General features: G+C 69.0%; 18 protein-coding genes, 3 pseudogenes and 1 riboswitch. Of the genes and pseudogenes, 10 read left to right on the forward strand and 11 right to left on the reverse strand.

The genetic code is table 11. From position 1 onward, the window contains the following. The first annotated feature begins 181 nt into the window (after nucleotides 1-181). From ACI2L1_RS00690 to ACI2L1_RS00730, 9 genes and pseudogenes are all read left to right on the forward strand, one after another. Entirely contained in the window at nucleotides 182-946 is a 765-nt protein-coding gene (locus ACI2L1_RS00690) for a GntR family transcriptional regulator (protein WP_404737130.1), read from the forward strand. 90 nt (nucleotides 947-1,036) lie between these two features. After that, nucleotides 1,037-1,249 (forward strand): annotated as a pseudogene (locus ACI2L1_RS00695) (hypothetical protein); the annotation flags it as partial. After that, nucleotides 1,197-1,394, forward strand: a pseudogene (locus ACI2L1_RS00700) (YbdD/YjiX family protein); the annotation flags it as partial. The pseudogenes ACI2L1_RS00695 and ACI2L1_RS00700, both read left to right, overlap by 53 nt. A gap of 133 nt (nucleotides 1,395-1,527) precedes the next feature. Further along, nucleotides 1,528-1,779, forward strand: a complete 252-nt coding sequence (locus tag ACI2L1_RS00705; RefSeq protein ID WP_404737131.1) for a DUF3311 domain-containing protein — start codon at nucleotides 1,528-1,530, stop codon at nucleotides 1,777-1,779. After that, nucleotides 1,776-3,401 carry a monocarboxylate uptake permease MctP gene (gene mctP, locus ACI2L1_RS00710; protein ID WP_404737132.1) on the forward strand — a complete coding sequence of 542 codons (1,626 nt, stop codon included), beginning with the start codon at nucleotides 1,776-1,778 and terminating at the stop codon, nucleotides 3,399-3,401. The genes ACI2L1_RS00705 and mctP overlap by 4 nt, the downstream gene beginning before the upstream one ends. A gap of 120 nt (nucleotides 3,402-3,521) precedes the next feature. Further along, nucleotides 3,522-3,602 (forward strand): annotated as a pseudogene (locus tag ACI2L1_RS00715) (GNAT family N-acetyltransferase); the annotation flags it as partial. 46 nt (nucleotides 3,603-3,648) lie between these two features. Next, nucleotides 3,649-3,808: riboswitch (cobalamin riboswitch) on the forward strand. A 120-nt stretch (nucleotides 3,809-3,928) separates the two neighbouring features. After that, the gene (locus ACI2L1_RS00720) at nucleotides 3,929-6,322 is read left to right on the forward strand and encodes a ribonucleoside-diphosphate reductase subunit alpha (RefSeq protein WP_404737133.1); all 2,394 of its coding nucleotides are present in this window, start codon (nucleotides 3,929-3,931) and stop codon (nucleotides 6,320-6,322) included. Further along, the gene (locus tag ACI2L1_RS00725; RefSeq protein WP_404737134.1) at nucleotides 6,322-7,335 is read left to right on the forward strand and encodes a ribonucleotide-diphosphate reductase subunit beta; all 1,014 of its coding nucleotides are present in this window, start codon (nucleotides 6,322-6,324) and stop codon (nucleotides 7,333-7,335) included. Before ACI2L1_RS00720 ends, ACI2L1_RS00725 begins: the two co-directional genes overlap by 1 nt. A 70-nt stretch (nucleotides 7,336-7,405) precedes the next feature. Continuing rightward, nucleotides 7,406-7,879, forward strand: a complete 474-nt coding sequence (locus ACI2L1_RS00730; RefSeq protein WP_404737135.1) for a hypothetical protein — start codon at nucleotides 7,406-7,408, stop codon at nucleotides 7,877-7,879. Here the strand turns inward: ACI2L1_RS00730 and ACI2L1_RS00735 are convergent. Together ACI2L1_RS00735 and ACI2L1_RS00740 are read right to left on the reverse strand one after the other, a co-directional pair. Further along, nucleotides 7,872-8,648, reverse strand: coding sequence for a hypothetical protein (locus tag ACI2L1_RS00735; protein WP_404737136.1), 777 nt, complete (start codon nucleotides 8,646-8,648; stop codon nucleotides 7,872-7,874). The genes ACI2L1_RS00730 and ACI2L1_RS00735 overlap by 8 nt on opposite strands. A 27-nt stretch (nucleotides 8,649-8,675) precedes the next feature. Beyond that, the gene (locus ACI2L1_RS00740; RefSeq protein WP_404737137.1) at nucleotides 8,676-8,846 is read right to left on the reverse strand and encodes a hypothetical protein; all 171 of its coding nucleotides are present in this window, start codon (nucleotides 8,844-8,846) and stop codon (nucleotides 8,676-8,678) included. 92 nt (nucleotides 8,847-8,938) lie between these two features. Between ACI2L1_RS00740 and ACI2L1_RS00745 the strand changes: the two genes are divergently transcribed. Beyond that, on the forward strand, nucleotides 8,939-9,904 hold the full coding sequence (locus ACI2L1_RS00745; RefSeq protein WP_404737138.1) for a GlxA family transcriptional regulator: 966 nt from the start codon (nucleotides 8,939-8,941) through the stop codon (nucleotides 9,902-9,904). A 4-nt stretch (nucleotides 9,905-9,908) separates the two neighbouring features. Here the strand turns inward: ACI2L1_RS00745 and ACI2L1_RS00750 are convergent, their stop codons facing one another. The 9 genes from ACI2L1_RS00750 to ACI2L1_RS00790 all read right to left on the reverse strand — a co-directional run bounded on the left by ACI2L1_RS00750 (nucleotide 9,909) and on the right by ACI2L1_RS00790 (nucleotide 19,239). Then, complete coding sequence (locus tag ACI2L1_RS00750; protein ID WP_404737139.1) at nucleotides 9,909-11,288, reverse strand: cytochrome P450; 1,380 nt, start codon at nucleotides 11,286-11,288, stop codon at nucleotides 9,909-9,911. Next, entirely contained in the window at nucleotides 11,285-12,370 is a 1,086-nt protein-coding gene (cyc1, locus tag ACI2L1_RS00755; RefSeq protein ID WP_404737140.1) for an epi-isozizaene synthase, read from the reverse strand. Before cyc1 ends, ACI2L1_RS00750 begins: the two co-directional genes overlap by 4 nt. 279 nt (nucleotides 12,371-12,649) lie before the next feature. Beyond that, nucleotides 12,650-13,300, reverse strand: coding sequence for a peptide deformylase (gene def, locus ACI2L1_RS00760; protein ID WP_404737141.1), 651 nt, complete (start codon nucleotides 13,298-13,300; stop codon nucleotides 12,650-12,652). Nucleotides 13,301-13,448: 148 nt separating this feature from the next. Then, entirely contained in the window at nucleotides 13,449-14,429 is a 981-nt protein-coding gene (locus ACI2L1_RS00765; protein ID WP_404737142.1) for a tetratricopeptide repeat protein, read from the reverse strand. A gap of 104 nt (nucleotides 14,430-14,533) precedes the next feature. Then, a complete protein-coding gene (locus ACI2L1_RS00770; RefSeq protein ID WP_404737143.1) occupies nucleotides 14,534-15,811 on the reverse strand; it encodes an HD-GYP domain-containing protein in 1,278 nt (425 codons plus the stop codon). Further along, entirely contained in the window at nucleotides 15,808-17,115 is a 1,308-nt protein-coding gene (locus ACI2L1_RS00775; protein ID WP_404737144.1) for an HD-GYP domain-containing protein, read from the reverse strand. The genes ACI2L1_RS00770 and ACI2L1_RS00775 overlap by 4 nt, the downstream gene beginning before the upstream one ends. Before the next feature lie 245 nt (nucleotides 17,116-17,360). Next, entirely contained in the window at nucleotides 17,361-17,672 is a 312-nt protein-coding gene (rsrA, locus tag ACI2L1_RS00780) for a mycothiol system anti-sigma-R factor (RefSeq protein ID WP_404737145.1), read from the reverse strand. Then, nucleotides 17,669-18,352 carry an RNA polymerase sigma factor SigR gene (gene sigR, locus ACI2L1_RS00785; RefSeq protein ID WP_404737146.1) on the reverse strand — a complete coding sequence of 228 codons (684 nt, stop codon included), beginning with the start codon at nucleotides 18,350-18,352 and terminating at the stop codon, nucleotides 17,669-17,671. The genes rsrA and sigR overlap by 4 nt, the downstream gene beginning before the upstream one ends. 257 nt (nucleotides 18,353-18,609) lie before the next feature. Next, nucleotides 18,610-19,239 (reverse strand): alpha/beta family hydrolase, encoded by a 630-nt coding sequence (locus ACI2L1_RS00790; protein ID WP_404737147.1) that lies wholly within the window; start codon nucleotides 19,237-19,239, stop codon nucleotides 18,610-18,612. Nucleotide 19,240 lies beyond the last annotated feature (1 nt).

Consider the following 19,240-nt stretch of genomic DNA (forward strand, 5'->3'; position numbering starts at 1 on the left):
ACCAGCCGTTATGCGACCTACATATGCAGGGACCATTAGTAAAGAAGCCAGCGAAAACAGCGGCACCGGAGTACTCTCGTCCGCTATACCACTCACCTCTGTGGACTAGACCAAAAGAGGCAGCGACGGTATACAGAAGGGATCACGCAGTGACCCGCATCCGGAGCCGGGAAGGCAGACCATGAGCAGCGACGTCAGCAGTGCCGAGACAGAGGGCGGGGCAGGCGTCCGTATCGCGCGCGTGCCCAAGTACTACCGCCTGAAGAAGCACCTGCTGGACATGACGGAGACCCAGTCGCCCGGCACCCCGGTACCGCCCGAGCGCACGCTCGCCGCCGAGTTCGACACCTCCCGCACGACCGTGCGCCAGGCGCTTCAGGAGCTGGTGGTCGAGGGACGGCTCGAACGGATCCAGGGCAAGGGCACGTTCGTCGCCAAGCCGAAGGTCTCGCAGGCCCTCCAACTCACCTCGTACACCGAGGACATGCGCGCCCAGGGCCTCGAACCCACCTCGCAGCTCCTCGACATCGGCTACATCACCGCCGACGACCGGCTCGCCGAGCTCCTCGACATCACGGCCGGCGGCCGGGTGCTGCGCATCGAGCGGCTGCGCATGGCCAACGCCGAGCCGATGGCCATCGAGACGACCCATCTCTCCGCCAAGCGCTTCCCGGCCCTGCGCAGGTCGCTCGTCAAGTACACGTCCCTCTACACGGCGCTCGCCGAGGTCTACGACGTCCATCTCGCCGAGGCCGAGGAGACCATCGAGACCTCCCTGGCCACCCCGCGCGAGGCCGGCCTCCTCGGCACCGACGTGGGCCTGCCGATGCTGATGCTGTCCCGCCACTCACTGGACCGCGCGGGCCAGCCGGTGGAGTGGGTGCGGTCGGTGTACCGGGGGGACCGGTACAAGTTCGTGGCCCGCCTCAAGCGGCCGGTGGAGTAAGGCTCGGGCGCGAGCGGGATCGGCTGCCCCCCGGGGCAAAGCAGCGTGGCCCGCCTCAAGCGGCCCGTCGATTGATGCACACCCTGTAGCGCAACCACGCTCATGGTGGTGATCGCCGACGCTCTGCGGGTCTGCGTCCGGCACACACGCCGTCCCGCGCTGTCCACGCTCAGCGAGGTGCCGTACGTCGAGTCGAGGATCGTCGCCCCGGCCGGCCTGATCCCGACCCGTGAGGAGAAGGAGGAGGCGCGTGACGCGGTCACTGCGGCGCGTTCCCAGAGGTGTGCGCTGGTACGTGCGTGAGCTGACCGACGAGTCGGCGTACGACCGCCATGTCGCGCACGTGCGCAAGGACCACCCTCAGGCTCCGGTGCCGACCCGGAGGGCCCTCGAACGTATGCGGACGGACCGTCAGGAAGGGGACCCACGACAGGGCTTCCGCTGCTGCCGAGACGCCCCTGAAGGGACTGCTTCACAGAATCGACATACCGATATGCGGACGAGGCCTTCCACATGCACGACGCCCTCGCCTAGATTGCCTGCGCATTACACAGGTGATCGTGAGGGGACGGAGTCGCGGAATGTCGGATGCGCCTGAAGTGAGACCACCGGTTGTGACGCCGGTGAGGGTGGTCATCGCCCTCTGTCTCGTCGCCCCGTTCGTGGCGATGCTGTGGGTCGGCTCGTACGCCAAGGTGGACCCCAGCTTCATCGGGATCCCCTTCTTCTACTGGTACCAGATGCTGTGGGTGGTGATCTCCACCGTGCTGACGATGATCGCGTACCAGCTCTGGCGGCGTGACCAGCGCGCCCGTCACGGAGGTGCCAAGTGAACGACGGCGTCAACGGCGTGGCACTGACCGTCTTCATCATCTTCTTCCTGGCCGTCACGGTCATGGGCTTCCTGGCCGCGCGCTGGCGCAGGGCCGAGAGCGACAGTCTCGACGAATGGGGGTTGGGCGGCCGCTCGTTCGGCACCTGGATCACCTGGTTCCTGCTCGGCGGCGACCTCTACACGGCGTACACCTTCGTCGCCGTCCCGGCGGCGATCTACGCGGCGGGCGCGGCCGGCTTCTTCGCGGTGCCGTACACCATCCTCGTGTACCCGCTGATCTTCACGTTCCTGCCCCGTCTGTGGTCGGTCTCCCACAAGCACGGATACGTGACGACCTCGGACTTCGTGCGCGGCCGCTTCGGCTCCAAGGGCCTGTCGCTGGCGGTGGCGGTCACCGGCATCCTCGCGACCATGCCGTACATCGCGCTCCAACTGGTCGGCATACAGGCGGTGCTCGACGTGATGGGCGTGGGCGGCGGCGAGAACACCAACTGGTTCGTGAAGGACCTCCCGCTGCTGATCGCGTTCGGCGTCCTCGCGGCCTACACGTACTCCTCAGGCCTGCGGGCCCCCGCACTGATCGCGTTCGTGAAGGACACGCTGATCTACATCGTCATCGCGGTGGCGATCATCTACATCCCGATCAAGCTGGGCGGGTTCGACGACATCTTCGCGAAGGCGGGCGAGGCGTTCAGCCAGACCAACCCTGCGACCGGGAAGCCGCGCGGCGCCCTGACCCCCGCCGAGCCGGGTCAATGGACGTACGCGACACTGGCGTTGGGCTCCGCGCTGGCGCTGTTCATGTACCCGCACTCCATCACCGCGACGCTCTCCTCCAAGAGCCGTGAGGTGATCCGCCGCAACACCACGATCCTGCCGCTGTACTCGCTGATGCTCGGCCTGCTGGCCCTGCTCGGCTTCATGGCGATCGCGGCCGGCGTGAAGGTCACCAATGGCCAGCTCGCCATCCCCCAGCTGTTCGAGAACATGTTCCCGGCGTGGTTCGCGGGCGTGGCCTTCGCGGCGATCGGCATCGGCGCCCTCGTCCCCGCGGCCATCATGTCCATCGCGGCCGCGAACCTCTTCACCCGCAACATCTACAAGGACTTCATCAAGCCGGACGCGACACCGCAACAGGAGACGAAGGTCTCCAAGCTGGTGTCCCTGCTGGTGAAGGTCGGCGCGCTGGTCTTCGTCCTGACCATGGACAAGACGGTGGCCATCAACTTCCAGCTCCTGGGCGGCATCTGGATCCTGCAGACCTTCCCGGCTCTGGTCGGCGGCCTCTTCACCCGCTGGTTCCACCGCTGGGCGCTGCTCGCCGGCTGGGCGGTCGGCATGATCTACGGCACGGTCGCCGCGTACGGCGTCGCCTCGCCGACCCAGAAGCACTTCGGCGGCTCGGCGAAGGAGATACCGGGCATCGGCGAGATCGGTTACATCGGCCTCACCGCGTTCGTGCTCAACGTCGTCGTCACGGTGGTCCTGACCTTCGTACTGAAGGCAGCGAAGGCCCCCGAGGGCGTGGACGAGACCAGCCCGGAGGACTACACGGCGGACGCGGGCGACCCGGGTGTGCAGGTGGAGCTTCCGCCGGCGACCGCAGGAACCTCGCACTAAGGGCCTTCAGGGGCGCGGGGCCGTGTCGATTTTGCGGCTCCGCCGGGTGGGCGCGACCAGCCACGACGAACCCGCAGCGGGCCACCGAGGGCAAGCCCCTCGGTGGCCCGCTTTCGTGCCTTCGGTGACGACGACCGGTACCTCGCCGAACTCAAGGACGTGGCCAAGAGAGCATCCGCCGCAGAAGTCCTCGTGGCCGTTCTCACCTACAAGTTGACACTCCGAAACCGCCGCGACACAACATCTGGTGGTGTCACCGGAACCCGGCACAAGATGTATGCTCATGCTCGCTGTCGCCGCAGGGGAATCCGGTGCGAATCCGGAACTGTCCCGCAACGGTGTACTCATGCGTGCGTATGCGCATATGAGAGTCAGTCCGAGGACCTGCCGACAGTACGCCCGGCCGCCGTGGCCCGGGTGTCATGACGTCCGGGCCTCGTGGAATGGGCCGGTGGACGCGACGCCGTGCGCGCTCGTGTGCTGCCCCCTGCCCTCAAGGCCCCGTGCCCAGCGAGGGAGAGCCCCACGTGACCATCGCGCCAGCCGACCCGGCTTCAGCGATCGAGCGGACCGAGCAGGAGAACGACGGCCCCGGTGCCGCGCTGCTGCGGACCCTGACCGCGCTGACCGCCGACCTTCCCGACGCCGACCCCGGCCGGGTCGCCGCCGCCGCGCTCCGTGGCCGGTCCTCGCGTGAGGCCTCCCCCGAGATGGTCGTGGAGTTGCGCGAGCTGGCCACCGAGGCGGCGGCCGGTCTCATCTCCGAGGACCCGGCGTACAGCAGGTTGGCCGCCCGGCTGCTGACCATCTCCATCGCCGCCGAGGCCGCCTCGCAGGGCGTCACCTCGTTCACCGGCTCGGTCGCCGTCGGACACCGCGAGGGCCTGATCGCCGACCGGACCGCGGAGTTCGTGCGCGTCCACGCCGAGAAGCTCGACGCGCTGGTCGACACCGAAGCCGACGACCGCTTCGGCTACTTCGGCCTGCGCACCCTCCACAGCCGCTATCTCCTCCGGCACCCGATCACCCGCAGGGTCATCGAGACGCCCCAGCACTTCATGCTCCGGGTCGCGTCCGGGCTCGCCGAGGACACTGTGCTCAATTCAGAAGCGGGCCGCCGCGCCCTGGACGAAGTCGCCGCGCTCTACGCCCTCATGAGCCGCCTCGACTACCTCCCCTCCTCCCCCACCCTCTTCAACTCCGGCACCCGGCACCCCCAGATGTCGTCCTGCTACCTCCTCGACTCCCCGATCGACGAGCTGGACTCCATCTACGACCGCTACCACCAGGTCGCCCGTCTCTCGAAGCACGCCGGTGGCATCGGGCTGTCGTACTCCCGTATCCGCTCGCGCGGTTCGCTCATCCGCGGCACCAACGGGCACTCCAATGGCATCGTCCCGTTCCTGAAGACGCTCGACGCCTCCGTCGCCGCCGTGAACCAGGGCGGCCGGCGCAAGGGCGCGGCCGCGGTCTACCTGGAGACCTGGCACTCCGACATCGAGGAGTTCCTGGAGCTCCGGGACAACACCGGTGAGGACGCCCGCCGTACGCACAACCTGAACCTCGCGCACTGGATCCCGGACGAGTTCATGCGCCGGGTGAACGCCGACGCCGAGTGGTCCCTCTTCTCTCCCGCCGACGTGCCCGAGCTGGTCGATCTCTGGGGCGAGGAGTTCGACGCGGCGTACCGGAAGGCCGAAGAGCAGGGCCTCGCGCGAAAGACCATCCCGGCCCGTGACCTCTACGGCCGCATGATGCGCACCCTCGCGCAGACCGGCAACGGCTGGATGACCTTCAAGGACGCCGCCAACCGGACCGCCAACCAGACGGCGCTGCCGGGCCATGTCGTCCACTCCTCCAACCTCTGCACGGAGATCCTGGAGGTCACGGACGACGGGGAGACCGCGGTCTGCAACCTGGGATCGGTGAACCTCGGCGCGTTCGTCGACACCACGACCGGCGACATCGACTGGGAGCGGCTGGACGCCACCGTCCGCACCGCCGTCACCTTCCTCGACCGGGTCGTCGACATCAACTTCTATCCGACCGAGCAGGCCGGTCGCTCCAACGCGAAGTGGCGTCCCGTGGGTCTCGGTGCGATGGGTCTCCAGGACGTCTTCTTCAAGCTGCGTCTGCCCTTCGACTCCCAGGAGGCCCGGGATCTCTCCACCCGGATCGCCGAGCGCATGATGCTCGCCGCCTACGAGGCCTCCGCCGACCTCGCCGAGCGGGGCGGCCCGCTGCCGGCCTGGGAGAAGACCCGTACGGCGAAGGGTGTCCTGCACCCCGACCACTTCCCGACCGCCCAACTGACCTGGCCGGAGCGGTGGGCGGCCCTGCGCGGCCGTATCGCCGCCACCGGACTGCGCAACTCCCTGCTCCTCGCCATCGCGCCCACCGCCACCATCGCCTCGATCGCCGGGGTGTACGAGTGCATCGAGCCGCAGGTCTCCAACCTGTTCAAGCGCGAGACGCTGTCCGGTGAGTTCCTCCAGGTCAACTCGTATCTGGTGAACGACCTCAAGGCACTGGGCGTCTGGGACGCCCGCACTCGTGAGGCGCTGCGCGATTCCAACGGCTCGGTGCAGGGCTTCGCGTGGATCCCGGAGGACGTACGGGCGTTGTACCGCACCGCGTGGGAGATCCCGCAGCGTGGCCTGATCGACATGGCGGCGGCGCGGACGCCGTTCCTCGACCAGTCGCAGTCCCTGAACCTCTTCCTGGAGACGCCGACCATCGGCAAGCTCTCCTCGATGTACGCGTACGCCTGGAAGTCCGGGCTGAAGACGACGTACTACCTGCGCTCGCGCCCGGCGACCCGTATCGCCCGCGCCGCTCAGGCGACGATCCCCGTGCAACAAGAGACGGATGCCGTCGCCTGCTCCCTGGAAAACCCCGAGTCCTGCGAGGCCTGCCAGTAATGACCACCCGTAACCAGAACCTGCTCGACCCGGGCTTCGAACTGACTCTCCGCCCCATGCGCTACCCGGACTTCTACGAGCGCTACCGGGACGCGATCAAGAACACCTGGACCGTCGAGGAGGTCGACCTCCACTCGGACGTCTCCGACCTCGCCAAGCTCAGCCCCGCCGAACAGCACCTCATCGGCCGTCTGGTGGCGTTCTTCGCGACGGGCGACTCGATCGTGGCGAACAACCTGGTGCTGACGCTGTACAAGCACATCAACTCCCCCGAGGCGAGGCTCTACCTGAGCCGGCAGCTCTTCGAGGAGGCGGTGCATGTGCAGTTCTATCTGACGCTGCTCGACACCTACCTCCCCGACCCGGAGGACCGGACCGCGGCCTTCGACGCCGTCGAGAGCATCCCCTCCATCCGCGAGAAGGCGGAGTTCTGCTTCAGGTGGATCAACGAGGTCGAGAAGCTGGACCGCCTGGAGTCGCAAGCCGACCGCCGCCGCTTCCTGCTGAACCTGATCTGCTTCGCCGCGTGCATCGAGGGCCTCTTCTTCTACGGCGCCTTCGCCTACGTCTACTGGTTCCGCAGCCGGGGTCTGCTGCACGGCCTCGCGACCGGCACCAACTGGGTGTTCCGCGACGAGACCATGCACATGTCCTTCGCCTTCGAGGTGGTCGACACCGTCCGCAAGGAGGAGCCGGAGCTCTTCGACGAGCACCTCCAGCAGCAGGTCACCGACATGCTGGCGGAGGCGGTCGAGGCGGAGCTGCAGTTCGCGCGGGACCTGTGCGGCGACGGGCTGCCGGGCATGAACACCGAGTCGATGCGGCAGTACCTGGAGTGCGTCGCCGACCAGCGCCTCACGCGCCTCGGCTTCGCCCCGGTGTACGGCTCGGAGAACCCGTTCTCCTTCATGGAGCTGCAGGGTGTCCAGGAGCTGACCAACTTCTTCGAGCGGCGTCCGTCCGCGTACCAGGTGGCGGTGGAGGGCACGGTCGACCTGGACGAGGACTTCTGACAGAACACCTTCAAGAATGGGTGGATCCGGGTACGCGTGTGGCACGTCTCATCCACGAGGAGGCCACCCCATGCGCCCTACGACCCACCGCACCGCCCTCGCCCTCGCGGCACTGACGTTGCTGCTCGCGGGGTGCGGGACCGAGGCTGGAAGCCAAGGGGGCGACGGTGACACCGTGTCACCGTCGCCCTCTTCGTCATCCCCGCCCCCGTCCGCGTCGTCCTCGCCCGGCTGTACCCACGCCTCGGAGCTCGACGCCGGCGACAGCGGCAGCACGGTCTGCCTCGCGGTCGGCGACACCATCCGCATCTCGCTGGACGGGACGAAGAGCCGCCCCTGGAAACCGGTCACCACCGAGGGTGGCGGACTGGAGGCCACCAACAGCGGCATCGTCCTGCTGCCCGGTGACGCGAGCTCCGCCTACAAAGCGGTCTCGGCGGGCACCGTACGGCTGAGTTCCACCCGTCCGCTGTGCGCCACCGAGACCGGCAAGGTGTCCTGCAAGGGCATTCAGGAGTGGCGGGTCACCGTGCTGGTCACCTGAGCTTGACCGCGTCCCCGGCGGACACCTTCAACGAGGTCGTCGTGGTGCCGGGGAAGTACCAGCGCCAGCTGCCCGCCGACGTGGCGGTCACCTTGGTGCTGAGCCGGCCCACGTTGTCCGTCTTCACGGTCTTGACCGTGCTGTAGTGGGCAGCGCCGGCCGCGCGGAACTGGAGCTTCACCGCCTGGCCCGGGTAGCCGTGGTACTTCAGGTCCTCCCAGTTGGCCCGGGAGAGCTTGCCCTTGACGGTGAGCTGGGCGCCCTTGGCGACGGGTTCGGGGGTCGCGTCCGTGGTGAGCTGAGCGGCGCGCTTGACCTTGTACTGGGCGATGTTGTCGTAGATCCAGTAGTCGCCGTCGTTGGCTTTGACGGTGGCGGCGACCACCCAGACACCGGCGAGCTTGTTGCTGTCGATGTCGTCGCTGTCGGCGATCCAGGCGGGGTCGACCGTCATCGTGCCTGTGCACACCGACGTCGTCGAGCTCTTCCTCACACAGGACGAGTCGCCGTTCCAGGTGAAGAAGCCGTAGGGGGTGGACCTGTTGAACGTGCTGAGATGCGTGATCTTCTTGGCTCCCGAGTCGTCCTTGATGGTGACCGCGATCGGGAATGTGATGGTCTGCGCCGTACCGACGATGACGTTGTTGCCCTTGTTCACGACGGTCTTGGTGACCCTGATGTCACCCTCGCCCTCGGCATGGGCACCGGTGGCCGTGAGCAGGGTCAGGGCTGCCGCCCCGCCTGCCACGGCCCACAGTCTGTGTCTCATGTTCCTCCCCTGTTGATCCAGGAGAGATTAGACCGTTCGGGTCGCCCCGTGTGCGGTCCGGTACTCGTGCGCCTTCCGGATCTGGCGGTCGACGCGCTTGTCGTGGACGATCCCGATCACCGACGGGAGGATCAGGAGGACGAGGATGGCGAAAACAGTCAGCATGGCGATCAGTCCTTCTGTCTGCGCTGAAGTCATGTCACTACTCTCGTGCCGTTGACTGCTGACAAACAGTGGCAGGACTGCCGCACACCCTCGATTTACTGCCAAGCCTGAGGCACACTGGCAGCATGCTGAAGAACGTCGCGGCCGTCGTCCTGGACGGTGTGAACCCCTTCGAACTCGGTGTCGTCTGCGAGGTCTTCGGCACCGACCGCAGTGACGACGGACTGCCCGTGTACGACTTCGCCGTCGCGTCGGCCGAGGGCCCGAGGCTGACCTCGCGGGCGGGCTTCGCCCTGCATGTCGAGCACGGCCTGGAGCGGCTGGAGTCGGCCGACCTGATCGCCGTGCCGGCCGGCGCCTGCTACGAGACGCGGGAGTTCCCGCCGGAGCTCCTGGAGGCCCTGCGGCGCGGGGTCGAACGCGGGGCCCGGGTGCTCAGCGTGTGCTCCGGCGTCTTCGTGCTCGCCGCGGCCGGGCTGCTCGACGGCCGGCGCTCCGCCGTGCACTGGCGGCATGTGGACGAGCTGACCCGGACGTACCCACGGCTGACCGTCGAACCCGACGTCCTGTACGTCGACGAGGACCCGGTGATCACCTCCGCGGGCACGGCGGCAGGCATCGACGCGTGTCTGCACATCGTGCGCAAGGAGCAGGGCACCGAGGTCGCCAACAAGATCGCCCGCCGGATGGTCGTACCGCCGCACCGGGACGGCGGCCAGGCGCAGTACATCGAGCGGCCGCTGCCCCGGTCGAGGTGCGACACCGTCGGCGAGGTGCTCGTGTGGATGGAGCGGCACCTCGACGAGGACGTCACCGTGGAGCAGCTCGCCGAGCGCGCGCACATGTCCCCGCGCACGTTCGCCCGCCGCTTCCAGCAGGAGACGGGTACGACTCCCTACCGCTGGATCCTGCGCCAGCGTGTGCTGCTGGCCCAGCGGCTGCTGGAGGCGACGGACGAGACGGTGGACACGATCGCCGGTCGAACGGGGTTCGGCACCGCGGCCGCGCTGCGCCACCAGTTCCTGCGCGCGGTGGGCACCACCCCGAACGCCTACCGGCGCACGTTCCAGGGTCCGGAGGCGGTGGCCTGACCCGTCACCTGGGCACGGGTTTCACCAGGAGCCGGTTCGGCCGCAGGGTGATGCCGGGCCGGGGGGTGTCGTCGGACCCGGGCACCTGCTCGAAGCGGTACTTCCGGGCCAGCGCCGCCGTGAGCAGCGTCAGCTGGGCCATCGAGAAGTGGTCGCTCGGGCACTTCCGGTTGCCGGTGCTGAACGGGCTCATGGCGTGTTTCGGAACCGACCCGGCCCGTTCCGGACTCCAGCGCAGAGGGTCGAACTCCGCGCTGTCGCCGAAGGACTTCGCATCGCGCTGGATCGCGTACGGACTGTGGACGATGTCGGACCCGGCCGGAATGCGATAGCCACCGAGTTCGGTGTCCCGTACCGCCCGCCGCGTCAATATCCATACCGCGGGCCACAACCGCATGGTCTCGACCACCACATAGTTCGTGTACCTGAGCGACCGGACGTCCTCGAATGCCACAGGACGGCCACCGGTGACCGATTCGACTTCCGCACACACTTTGTCGGCGTGTTCCGGGTGTTCGGCGAGCACCTGAAGCAGCCACATGATCGTGGACGCGACGGTTTCGCCGCCGGGGGTGAGTATCGCGACGACCTGGTCGTGGATCTCCTGTTCCCCGATGGGGTCGCCATTCGCGTCCTTCGCCGTCAGCAATGCCGTCAGCAAATCGTCCGGCTTTTGACCGGATGCCCGGCGCTCGGCGACGATCTCGTCGACCACGAGATGCAGATCGGCCAACGCACGGTTGAATGCGAGGTTGGCCGGCAGGGGCAGCTTGTACAGCGGCCCCGCGGGTATCACCATCCGCCGGTACATGCCCCGGAAGACGGTCGTGAGCGCGACGCACAGCCGCTCGGCGCGCTCGTCCATGCAGTCGCCGCGCAGCAGACAGCGGGCCGCGATACGCACGGCGACCCGGAAGGACTCCAGGGTGCAGTCGACCGTCTCACCGGGCCGCCAGCGCTCGGCCAGCGCCTGTGCCTCCTCCTCCATGATGGGCCCGTACGCCGGTATCGCGTCGAGCCGGAAGGCGGGCTGGATGGTGCGCCGTTGACGCCGGTGCTGCGGGCCGTTGGCGGTGGCCACGCCCTCCTTGCCGACCAGGCCCTCCAGGGACTCCCAGAGCGGACCGGCGATGATGAAGTCGGGGTTGAGCGCCACCGCCCCGGTCAGTTCCGGGGTGGTGGGCGCGTACACCGTCTTGGGGCCGAGCTTGAGGCGTACGACGTCGCCGTGCGCCCGGAGTCCGGACAGGAACGTCAGCGGGTCGCGCGCGAGCCGGAGACCGTGCCCGAGGAGCGGCACCCGGCCGCCGGCGATCGGGGGCCGCCCCTTGTCGTCCGGCTCCTGGACCACGGGAGGTTCGGGCTTCACCGAGTCGAGAGTCATTGCTCACCTGCCGCTTCGTTGTCGATGTACGGGGGTGTGGACCGGTCGTCCCAGCTGTCGACCAGGTAGCGGCCGGACTCGTGGTGGAACCAGTAGACGGCGCTGAACCAGTTGCGCATGTTGCGGACACAGGACCGTACGGCGGCGCTCATTTCCTTTCCCCGCACGGTGCCGTCATCGAGACCGTCGGCGAAACACTGGGCGTCCCTTTCGGCGACGAGGAACGCGTCCACACATTTCTCGACGCGCCGCCTCAGTTCCCGGATCGCCTCTTCGAGGGTCAGCCCCTCGTGGGTGATGAGACTGATTCCGAGATTGTGGACCTCGTCGCCCGCGATTTCCTTGGGCAATGAGCAGAGGTCGTTGTACCAGGCGGCGAATTCCTGGCTCAGCAGAGCCGCCCGCCGATACGCCGGATTTTTCCTTACGGCGTCCGGGAGTTCACAGCCCGCGCCCGCCTCAAGGAGATCCGTCCAGATCCAGTGCGCGAAGGTGAGGCGGCGCAGCGCCAGGTATTCCGCGACCGGCGGGATGATTCCCTCGGTGCGATTGCGGAATTCCCGGTCGTAGGCCTCGATCACCTCGTGGAAGTGCCGGGCGAACCGGGCGTTCCACGTCCGCGGCAGGAACGCGTACAGCCGCACCATGGTGTCCGCGAAGGCGGCGACCAGGGGATCCTCGTGGTGCAGATGGTCGCGTGGCGAGTCGAGCGCGGCGTGCAACCGGAACCTGAGCCGCCGCCACGCCACCGGGCGGTGGTGGACGATGTCGCGGTCGTGCCGGTCGTCCCAGACGAAGAACCACGCGCTGTAGTCCGCTATCGCCTGGAGGACCTCGTCGGGGGCGCCGAGGTAGTACCCCGCCATCAGGTCCGTATAGCACAGTCCGTCGGCATATTCCTCCACCTTGTCCGCAGGCATGAGCCGCTTTTCCAGAAGCCAGGTGCGGGTCTTCTCCTGGAGCCTCGGCCAATATGGATGCAGTTGCCTGGGAAACGCTGCCTCGATCACCGGGAGAGAGAGCGACGGTGGAACCGCGATCGCCGTCGGCGTCGATGTGGTGCCGTGTGGGAAAGCAGGCACGAACAAACCCCTTCCAGCCGCCAGTTGACGCACGCCCCTCGCTGAACCGGGCGTGCGCCGTTGCGTATCCCCGCACTTCCCATTCAGCACCACAACTGACCGCCCTGAGAACGGATCTGCTCCATTCACTACCCCTGCGCGCCTGGATTCTCCCCTCATGCCACACGAATCGGATCACTGCATGAGCACATCCGATCGAACGTGCGACGCACATGCGAACGGCGCCTGTTCAGGAGGTGATTCCTGAACAGACGCCGTCCGTACGGGGGTTGCGGGACGTCAGTCGTTGGCGACCACGGGGTAGCGGGGCTCGTTCTCGGCCATCTGCCGCAGCGCGTCCTTGCGTTCGCGCTTGGAGAGCCTGTCGATGTAGAGGTAGCCGTACAGGTGGTCGGTCTCGTGCTGCAGACACCGGGCGAAGTAGCCGGTGCCACGGACCTTGACGGGGTGGCCCTTCTCGTCCTGCCCGGTGACCTCGGCGTAGTCCGGGCGAGCGAGCGGCGCGTACGCCGTGGGCACCGACAGGCAGCCCTCGTTGCTGTCGTCGAGCCGGCGCCGGTCGGCGGGCAGGTCCACGACCTTCGGGTTGCAGACGACACCCACGTGCCGCCGCCCCTCGTCGTCCTGGCAGTCGTACACGAAGACCTTCAGATCGACACCGATCTGGTTGGCGGCGAGACCCACGCCCTCGGCGGTGCGCTGGCTGGCGAACATGTCCGCGACCAGCTGGTCCAGCTCTGCGCCGAACTCTGTGACGTCCTTGCACTCCTTGTGCAGCACCGGGTTCCCTACGACGGTGATGGGCCGCGAGGTGCCGCGCTCACGCCAGGCGTTCTCCCGCTCCTCGGTCTCCTCGGTGTCGATGACGAACCCGTCGTCATCGACGGGGAGCACGCCCGCGTGCTGCTGATCGGTGTCCTGCTGGGCCATGACCTACGTATGCCTTCCTCAAACAAACATGGGGTGAAGCTGCTGATACAGGGTACGGGGAACGCGCCCCACAGGGGCGCGGGTGTCAACCTGCGGCTTCGCCACGTGGGCGCGACCAGCCACAGCGGTCCAGCAGCCGAAGAACGACCTAACAGACCTCTTCCAAGTCCCGCCAGTCGCGAGAATCCGGACTGTCCGCGACCCACCCGTCCAGTAGGCCCCGTACCAGTGAGGCAGGGGCGGCGACGCCACATTCACGCTCCGGCACCCACAACTGCCCGTCCGTCCGATGCCCCAGCGGCCCAGGATGCCCCGGCTCACTGTGATCGTGGGGATCAAGATGCTCCCCCTCGCCCTCATCGGACGGCATCCGCGACTCGGAACACATCCGACAGAGCAACCGCACCGACGAGGACCAGTCCTCCGCCGCGAACCCGGCATCGGCGGCCAGCTGCTCCAGCGCGTCCCGGTCGGCCTCGGTGGCGGCTTCCAGCAGCACCACCCACGTAGGCACCGGCGAAGGCGCCCACAGCTCGATCTCGTCGAACACGGGGTACGCATGGCCCGACGTCGTCGTCCGCTCCCCGTGCGGCACCCCGTCGTGCAGCACGACCTCACCCCACCGCCGCCCCGAGGACGGCAACGGAATGGACAGCACCTCGATACGGGCGGGATCGAGCCGCCGCCCCCAGACCACCTCGGCCTCCCCCTCGGGAGACAGCCGTACGGCAGCGCTGCCCAGGTCCATCCCCAGCGGCTCACCCGAAGCCGTGGCACCCCCCGGCACCCGCAGCCCGTACGCCTGCCAGGCCCGCCGGGCCAGCGGCCAGTCCTGGAGCGCGGTCGCGGCGATGCCGACGTTCCACCAGTCGGGCGCCCCGGTCTCCCGGTCGAGCAGCGCGACGGCCCGAAGGCCCGCGGCCCGCGCCTGCTCCCAGTCGTGCCGGAACTTGTGGAGCAGGGCGAGGTTGAACCAGGACTCGGACAGCCACGGCTCCAGGTCCGCGGCACGTGTCAGCAGCGCGCCCGCGTCCTCATAGCGACCGTCGCCGATCAGCGTGAACGCGCGGTCCGTGGCCTGCCGCCAGGAGGCGGAGGGCCGGTGCCGTCCCTTGCCGAAGATCCTCACGATTCCCGCCTGCCAGTTCCGTCGAGTGGGCTGGCTGTGCCCCCGGACACCCTCTCTCTCGCATCCAACCACGTGTGCTTGGAAGGGCGCTCATTACCCATGGGTTACCCCGTCACGGGGGAGGTCAGACAGTCTCTTGACAGGACCCTGGCCAGCGCCTCCACGACGTCCGGAGCGTAGTCCCCCGCGGTGCCCAGGCGCAGCTCCTCCAGCGCGGTCAGGGGACCGCCGGGCCCGGTGTCGCGTGCCTTCTCCTCGTACGCGTTCACCGTCCGGACGATCCGTGCGGCGAGCGGCTGCTCCCGGAAAGGGTCCGCCTGCCGTTCCACGACCACGGCGACGGCCGCGTCGACGCCCGTCTGCCGTACGACGGCCCCGCCGAGCAGCGCGATACGGCGCTGTTCGGCGACGGGCAGCCCGGCGGTGGCACCGGCGGGCACGGGGTCGACGAGGCTCAGCTGACCGATGTCGTGCATGAGGGCGGCGTACTCCAGGACGGTGAGTTCGGGCCGGGACAGTCCCAGGTCGCGCCCGACCTCCCGGCTCAGCGCGGCGACCCGCCGGGCGTGTCCTGCGGGCGTGTATCCGGCTATCTCGGTGGCGCGGGCGAGGGAGGCGATGGTCTGCCGGTTGGTGGCGCGGACGGCGGCGTACCGGCGGACGGAGAGCTGGGTGAGCAGCAGCGGCACGGAGAAGACGGGCAGCGCCCACAGTCCTACGACGGCCACCGCGAGCGCCATCACGGCCCCGGTCGCGACGACGGCGGAGCCGATCCCGAGCAGGGCCCGCAGTTCGTCCCTGAGCAGCGGACCGAAGGGCCACCGGGTGCGGGAGTGGGCCAGGGCGGCCGCGAGCACGGCGTCGCACAGCGCGGTGAGGGAGAGCAGCGCGAGCAGCAGCACGGCGTACGCGGGGCCGCCCCACTTGGTGAACGTGCCCTGGTTGTAGAGGGGTTGGAAACACACGGCGGCGAACCCGACGGTGAGGACACGGCGGGCCCGTTGGTCGGCGGTGGGCCCCTGACCGCGCCCGACGTGCGGCACGCTGCCGACGAGAGAGGCGGCGAGTACGACGGTGACAACCTGGGCGGCGCCGTGGTGGGTGGGCGCACCGGCGTTCTCGCCGAGCAGGGCGTACGACAGCGCCCCGGCGGCCCCGAGGGGCGCGGCCTCCCTGACATGCGGCCCGCTGCGCCGGTTCAGCTCACCCACGGTGATCAGCACCCCGAAGGCGAGAGCGGTACCGCGCTCCTCAAGACCGCTCCAGAGGACGAAGCCGAGGGAGCCGAGGGCCAGAAGGGCGCCGGAGCCGTGGACGAGGGTGAGCAGGAGGGCCGGCCGGGAGGGGCTCGGCGAACCCCGGCACGGCTCACGCCCGGTCACCGGCGCACTCCCAGCCGCCCCACGACCCCCGGCCGGGGACGCGGCACACCGGGCTCGTCCGCCGTGACCGCCGGGTGCCAGCCGTGCCGGGCCAGCGCGCGGACGAGGGCCGTCACCATCCGCGGGTCGAACTGGCTGCCCGCGCACCGCTCCAGCTCCTCCAGCGCGGCGTCCACCGGCCGGGCCCGCCGGTAGGACCGGGTGGACGTCATCGCGTCGAAGGCGTCGGCGACGGCCACCACCCGTGCCGACTCCGGGATCTGGCCCCCCATCAGTCCGTACGGATATCCGCTTCCGTCCAGCCGTTCGTGGTGGTGCAGTACGGCGGCCCTGGCCTCCCCGAGGAAGGAGATGCCCCGCACGATCTCGTGTCCGTACTCGGGATGCAGCTCGATGACCCGCCGCTCCTGCGGAGTCAGGGGCCCGTCCTTCCTGAGCAGCCGTGTCGGCACCCCGAGCTTCCCCACGTCGTGCAGAATCCCGGCGAACCGCAAGACCTCGACGCGGGCGTCATCCATGCCGAGCTCCCGCGCGATCATCATCGACGCCTGCCCGACCCGCTCGCTGTGCCCGCGCGTGTACTCGTCCTTGATGTCGACGGCCTGCACCAGCGCCCGGATCGTGGCCTGATGCGCGGCCCGCTCCCGGTGGTACTGCGCGAACACCCACCACGACACACACATCGGCAGCAGCACGAGCAACGCGGCGACCGGGCCGTAGGGACTGCGCCACAGCACGGCCATCATCAGCCCGACGAGCCCATGTACGGCGACGGGGGCGAGGGAGCGGAGGAAGAGCCCGCGCCGGGCCCGCCGTACGGGAGTCCGGTCGGCGAGCGCCAGGATCCCTCCGTCCAGCGCGCTCAGGACGAGGCAGAACGTGAGCACCGCGGCCCCGGCCGGGACCAGCGCGTACGGGAAGTCGGAGGCCACGACCGCGTCCCGGCCGTCCATCGCCCAGTGCACCCGCGCGGCCGCCCACACACCCACCGCGAGCTGCGCGGCCCGCCAGATCCGCCGTAGCCACCGCGGGCGCTGCTCGACCGGGGACAGCAGAGCGCCCGGCAGCACCACCAGGGCGGCGGCGGGGGGCGGCAGCAGAAAGGCTCCGGCCAGCAGGACGGGGTGGAAGGTGCCGGCGAACCGCCACCGGGCGGCGGCCTGCTCGCATCCCGCGTACAGCGCGGCGAGCAGGGCGACCGCCGACCACGGGGTGCGCACGGCCGGCAGCGGCAGCAGACAGAGCAGTGCGGCTACGGCGACACAGGCGACGTACGCGCGCGCCCGAGCCGGTACCGCCTCCACGCCAACGCCCTCCCCGGCCAAGCCTGTTCCGGCTCCGGAGCCTAGAACCCGGGGTGGGCCGTGCGAGCCGCTATGGGGGAATCCGCGAGCATACGGCCTCAGGATTAGCCCGTTCGAGTGACCGGCGGGCGAACGTTCCTGCGTGCGGCTGTGCGGCCCGTCTCTGGCCTGGAGATCTGATCCCGCGGTACTCCGCAAGCCCGGTCCGCACGGCGGCCGGTGCGGCACGACGGCCGGCGGCGCGCTCAGGACTCCTGCGGCGTCACCGGCTCGGCGGTCACGTCGTGGTCCGGCACGGCCTGTCCGGAGCGGATCAGGTCGAGCCGCCCCAGAACCTTGGCGCGCAGGTCGGTCGGCACGTCGTCCTGACCGCAGCACCGCTTGACGAGCTTCTTCACGGCCTCTTCCAGGCCGTACTTCTCCAGGCACGGCGAGCACTCCGTGAAGTGCTGCTTGAACTTGGCGCGATCGACGTCCGGCATCTCACTGTCGAGGAACTCGTAGAGATGATCGAGGACTTCACTGCAGTCCGTCTCGTGCGGCTCTCCGCAGCTCATGAGCCCGAGCCTTTCGCTTCGTTCGACTCTCCGGCACCGGCCGGGACGAGCCCGCGCTCACGCGCGTAGTCCTCCAGCATGCCGCGCAGTTGACGGCGGCCGCGGTGCAGGCGGGACATCACCGTACCGATGGGTGTCCCCATGATGTCCGCGATCTCCTTGTACGCAAAGCCCTCGACGTCGGCGAGATAGACGGCGATGCGGAATTCCTCGGGGATCGCCTGGAGTGCTTCCTTCACGTCCGAGTCGGGCAGGTGGTCGAGCGCCTGCGACTCGGCGGAGCGCAGACCGGTCGACATGTGCGACTCGGCACGCGCGAGCTGCCAGTCCTCGATCTCCTCGGCCGCGGAGCGCTGGGGTTCGCGCTGCTTCTTGCGGTACGAGTTGATGAACGTGTTGGTGAGGATCCGGTACAGCCACGCCTTGAGGTTGGTCCCCTCACGGAACTGGTGGAAGGACGCGTACGCCTTGGCGTACGTCTCCTGCACCAGGTCCTCGGCGTCGGCCGGGTTGCGCGTCATGCGCAGGGCGGCCGAGTACATCTGGTCGAGGAATTCGAGCGCGTCCCGCTCGAAGCGCGCGCTGCGCTCCGACGTGGACTCCGTGCTCGTGCCCTGGCCCTCGGGCTGCTCCGCCTGACCGTTGTCGGTCCCTGCGTCGATCCCAGTGACCGGACCCACCTCCTCAAGATTCCGGGCAGCATCGAAACCGGTGCCACCGGAATTGGAGGATAGACGACTACCCGCCCCGGCCGCCCCTCGAATAGGGGTGGTCTTGGTCGCGTGCAGCACCGTCCAGTCCAGGTCAGCGCGGCTGCTGCGGCTCGGGCAGAAGGTCGAACCCATGCGGCGGACTTCCTCTCTACGACGGTCGGTGCTGGGTCTTCAGCACTTCTGTCCGCCTCAACAGAGGTCCGCGGCTCAACATTCCCGGGCCTTCACCCCAGTGACCCGGTCCACTTCACGACCGCGTCCGTGATGACCGTCACGGCCTCCTCCGCGGTGATCTCCGCCCGCTTCGGCACCGCGAAGCCATGATCGCCGTACGGCACCTCGACCAGCTCGAAGGCCCCGTCCGGGAACTCCTCCGGCTTCCCGAACGGGTCGTTGCCGCCCTGGACGACCAGGGTGGGCACCCCCGATCCGAGCAGCTCGTCGGCGCGCGACTTCTCCGGCCTGCCGGGCGGGTGCAGCGGGAAGCTGAGGGCGAGGACGGCGGCGGCGCCCAGCTCCACGGCCGTACGGCAGGCGACGCGGGCCCCGGCGCTGCGCCCGCCGGAGATCACCGGCAGGCCGGCCGCGGCCAGCCGGGGCCAGATGCCCCGCCATCCCACGTCGAGCCTCTTCGGCGCGGGCGCGAGCTTCTTGCCGGCCACCCGCCAGGGCTGCTCCACCAGGGCGACGGTCACCCCGTGGCCGGGGAGCACCCGAGCGAGCGCCTGGAGGTCCCGTGCCTCGATGCCACCGCCGGCGCCATGGCTCACGGCCATCACGAGCCGCGCCTTCCTCGCCTTGTGCCAGGTGATACGGGCGTCACCCGCGTCCGTGCCGATGAACTCGAAGGTCATG

The sequence above is a fragment of the Streptomyces sp. NPDC019531 genome, assembly GCF_044903305.1.
Lineage (GTDB): Bacteria > Actinomycetota > Actinomycetes > Streptomycetales > Streptomycetaceae > Streptomyces.

Bases quoted from the DNA above. Each gene is read 5' to 3' on its own strand.
- ACI2L1_RS00790 (WP_404737147.1), bottom strand. From the start codon at position 19,239: ATGACCTTCGAGTTCATCGGCACGGACGCGGGTGACGCCCGTATCACC.
- ACI2L1_RS00750 (WP_404737139.1), bottom strand. From the start codon at position 11,288: ATGACTCTCGACTCGGTGAAGCCCGAACCTCCCGTGGTCCAGGAGCCG.
- rsrA (WP_404737145.1), bottom strand. From the start codon at position 17,672: ATGAGCTGCGGAGAGCCGCACGAGACGGACTGCAGTGAAGTCCTCGAT.
- ACI2L1_RS00705 (WP_404737131.1), top strand. From the start codon at position 1,528: ATGTCGGATGCGCCTGAAGTGAGACCACCGGTTGTGACGCCGGTGAGG.
- def (WP_404737141.1), bottom strand. From the start codon at position 13,300: ATGGCCCAGCAGGACACCGATCAGCAGCACGCGGGCGTGCTCCCCGTC.
- ACI2L1_RS00690 (WP_404737130.1), top strand. From the start codon at position 182: ATGAGCAGCGACGTCAGCAGTGCCGAGACAGAGGGCGGGGCAGGCGTC.
- ACI2L1_RS00730 (WP_404737135.1), top strand. From the start codon at position 7,406: ATGCGCCCTACGACCCACCGCACCGCCCTCGCCCTCGCGGCACTGACG.
- ACI2L1_RS00725 (WP_404737134.1), top strand. From the start codon at position 6,322: ATGACCACCCGTAACCAGAACCTGCTCGACCCGGGCTTCGAACTGACT.
- ACI2L1_RS00745 (WP_404737138.1), top strand. From the start codon at position 8,939: ATGCTGAAGAACGTCGCGGCCGTCGTCCTGGACGGTGTGAACCCCTTC.
- ACI2L1_RS00735 (WP_404737136.1), bottom strand. From the start codon at position 8,648: ATGAGACACAGACTGTGGGCCGTGGCAGGCGGGGCGGCAGCCCTGACC.
- ACI2L1_RS00740 (WP_404737137.1), bottom strand. From the start codon at position 8,846: ATGACTTCAGCGCAGACAGAAGGACTGATCGCCATGCTGACTGTTTTC.